At 69.1% G+C, this 3,679-nt stretch carries 1 protein-coding gene; it reads right to left on the bottom strand.

Annotation, left to right across the window (positions count from 1 at the left end):
• The coding region (locus DVA66_RS18175) for an SdrD B-like domain-containing protein (RefSeq protein WP_332872886.1) at nucleotides 1-3,424 on the bottom strand (3,424 nt) is incomplete at its 3' end.
• Between the last annotated feature and the right edge of the window lie 255 nt (nucleotides 3,425-3,679).

A 3,679-nucleotide genomic window follows, 5' to 3' on the forward strand; every position in this document is an offset into this window, starting at 1 on the left:
TCGGCTCAGCCGACACCACCGACTTCTCGATCTCCGGCTCACCGGTCTCCGCGCACGCATCATCGACGTTGTCGTAGCCGTTGAACGACACACCAGCCTCGTTCCGCAGCCCGGTCCCGTCCTCACCAGCACCCAGCTCGCAATCGCTGCTCACCGGCTCGGTCGGTGCCGAGGCCAGATCGAGGGCGAAGCGGGCGGTCACCGAGTAGGTGTGCTGAGCACCGGCGGTGATCGGCTCGTCCTCCACGACCACCGTGTCGTCGACACCGTTCCAGGACTCCGAGACCTCGATCCCAGCCGGATCGACACTGGCCACCGAGACCGAGTCCTCCTCGATCGTCATGCCCGCACCGAACCGGAACTCATCAGTCAGGTCGTAGTCGGTGTCGACCTCCGACGGGTTGGAGACCGTCAGCAGGTAACGGACCTCCCAGATCCCCGGCTCACCAGCCACCGGAGCCGGCTCACCGTCGAGGATCTTCTCGATGTCGACATACGGCAGCGACGGGCAGGCGTCGTCGACCAGGTCGTCCAGACCGTCCGGCGACAGGGTCGCGGCGTTGTAGGCACCACTGCCCGGGGTCGAACCCCCACCGGCAGCCGGCTGACAGGTCAGGTTCTCCACCGGCGGGACCACCACACCGGCCTCGTCGGTCTCCAACGAGACCGTGGCGGTCACCGTGTACTCGTGCGTGACCGGCTCACCCATCACCCACTCGCCGGACGGAGCGACCTCCTCGTCGAAGGTCATCCCCGCGCCCTCGATCGGCACGTCGGCGATCACGAGCTGGTCGTCCGCGCCGTCGAAGCCCTCGTTCAGCGCCACCCCACCGGGCAGCTCCACACCCTCCGGCCCGGAAGCCGTGACGGACTCCAGCACGATCCCCTCACCCATCTGGGTCAGGTCGTCAGACAGGTCGTACTCACCGGCCGAGGGGCCCTCGTTCGTCACCGACAGCCCGTAGACGACCTCCCAGGTGCCGTCGTCCTCCGGGTTCTCCGTCACCGACACCAGGCTCTTGTCGAACGCCGGCGTCCAGTACCAGAAACCGAAGTCGAACGTGTGGTCGTTGTCACCCAGATCACCGGTGGTCACCGCGGCATACGGGAACCCGTTCGCCTCGTCCACGATCCCGTCCGAATCGTTGCGATCCGGATCGGTGCTGGCCTCATCACCCGTGTCCGGGCTGGTCGGCACCCAGCTCTCCAGCACCCCACCAGCCTCGAAGTCGGCCGGGTTGTCCACCCCGATCACATACCGGGTCTGCGCCCGGACACCGTGCGCGGCGGAGGTGAAGTAGTACTGCCCCTCCGCATCAGTCAGCACCGTCGCGATCGGATCACCAGTCCGGTTCCCGTCCGCGTCAGCCGCGTACAGGTTCACCGTCGCACCCTCCACCGGAGGCTCGTCCGCGTCCTGCACACCATCCTTGTCGACGTCCAACCACACGTAGTTGCCGATCTCGATCGGCGCCGCCGAGGCGAGCGCGGTCATCGAACCGAGACCGTTGCCCTTGGCCGTCACCATGGGCTCACCGGTGTTCGTGAACTGGACGGTGGTCGCGCCGCGCGGGTCGTAGTGGGCACCCGTGGCCTGGTAGAAGCGCCGGATACCGACCTGGATCGAGCCGCCGGCCGCGTGGACCGCGGTGGAGAGCACGCCGTCGTCCCGGCTGGGCAGCACGAGCAGCGATCCGAGCGCCTGCCGGTCGTGGACGGCGGTCACGCCGCCAGCCCGCCAGGAGTCGTCGAAGTACTTCCAGCCTCCCGGGCCCCACTCCTCGGCCGGGTTGCCCGCTCCGGTGACGCCGCCGGCGACGCCGTTGTTCTCGATCTCCCAGCCGGAGCCGTCGGCGCTCGGGGCGGCCATCAGGATCTCACCGCCGGCGCGGATGCTGGTCATCCGGTCGTCGATCGGGTTGCCCGGCGTCGGGCCGTAGTAGGTGTTCGCACCCAGGGTGTCACCCCAGAGATCGCGGATCCCGATGATCAGGTTGCCGTGCAGGTACTTCGCGTCGGCCATCACCGGCGTCGGACGGTGCCCCTGGTTGTCCGGGACGCCGGCGGTGGCCAGGGCCTTCGCCGGGTCGGTCGTCCAGAACTTGAACTTGTAGTCGTTCTCGGCGACGACGTTGCCCTCAGGCTGCTCGACGTCGTAGTAGCGCTCCCAGTTCAGCGGGAAGTCGAGCACCTGGTCGAGCTCGTCGGGCTGCTCGGCGGCGAACCGGTAGACGTAGCCGTGCAGCTGCTCGCTGTCCTCACTGATCTCGGCGGTCCGGGTGACCGTGAGGTACAACTCATTGGTCAGCGGGTTCGCCGAGACGCCGTAGGGGCGCAGCTCACCGTCGTCGGGGAAGTACTGGTCCAGGTCGAACTCCTCCACCGACAGCACCTGGGTGGCCGGCTTGTCCACCTCGATCCGCACGATCGAGCGGTTGTAGAGGTTGACCGCGAACAGGTAGCGCTCGTCGGAGGAGAAGGCGATGGTGCCCAACCCGGTCCGCCCGACCTTGTCCCAGGCCTGGGAGTCGCGGATCCAGTCGTAGGCCGGGTTGATGTAGTCGCTGCCGGGCTCCAGGGAAGGCCTGGGCCGGATACCGGTGGCCGTCTGCCCGGCGCCGTCGTCGTACTCCGGACCCAGGTCGATGCCGTAGTCGGTGAGGTCGACGAACAGCTGGGCGGTCCCGGTGGGCGCGGTGGCGTCGGCACCGTTCGGCTCCACCTGGTAGATGGCGCCGATGCCGCCCGGACCGAGGCCGGAGTGCCGGCGGACGTAGGCGGCGACGAACAGCGAGCCGAAGTCGTCAGGGCTGGTGGGACGCTGCCAGGCCGAGCCGTTGGTCGCGCCCACCTGGCCGAAGGGCACGTCCATCGTGGTGGGCACGGTCTCGTAGTCGGCCGGGCTCTCAGCCTCGTACCGCAGCACCCCGCCGGCTCGCGCGCCGGCGTTCGGGCCGTCGGCGGGACCGGAGTGGTACTCGGGCAGGTAGATCAGCGGGTTGTTCTCCACGTAGGTGCCCGGCACCTGGAAGGCGAAGTCGACCTCGCCGGCCGGCACCGTGGTGACGAACTGCACCGTCGAACGGTGGTCGGCCCCGTTCGCGCCGTCACGCCAGGCGTCCCACTCCGCGGTGTCGGGCACGTCGGCCTCCACCCGCCACTGCTCCGCGTCGGAGGTGGTGGCGATGCTGTAGGCGCCGCTCGCGGTGGTCGTCGCCGGGCCGGCGACGTTGCCCTCGGAGTCGTAGGCATACACCTCGACCCCGGCCAGCGGCTGCTCGTAGGTGTCGAACACACCGTTGGCGTCGTAGTCCTGCCACGCAGAACCGGTGATCGTCTCACCCACCGCCGCCGTGGCCGGCTGGACGGCGAGCGAGGTGCCGCTCAGGGCGCCGGCGACCAGCCCCACCATCGCCGTCCGCACCCACCTCCGTGCCGGCGGCACGGACTCGACTGCGTGACCACTGCTGGCCCGAGATCGACTGCTCACTTCGCTCCTCATGACGAGACCTGCTCCGAGGTTCCCGCGCACGACGCAGCAGGCACCCGCAGCGAACCTAGGGCCGCCGTCTGCCCGCCCTCCAGACATGGACTGCTCTTTAGCCCTCTGGGCCGCGGATTTAGCCCCTTCGTAGCCCCCCCCTCTGGCCCCCCTCGTAGCCCCCTCTGGGCCGGGGCG

The organism is Desertihabitans aurantiacus, assembly GCF_003344635.1.
Lineage (GTDB): Bacteria > Actinomycetota > Actinomycetes > Propionibacteriales > Propionibacteriaceae > Desertihabitans > Desertihabitans aurantiacus.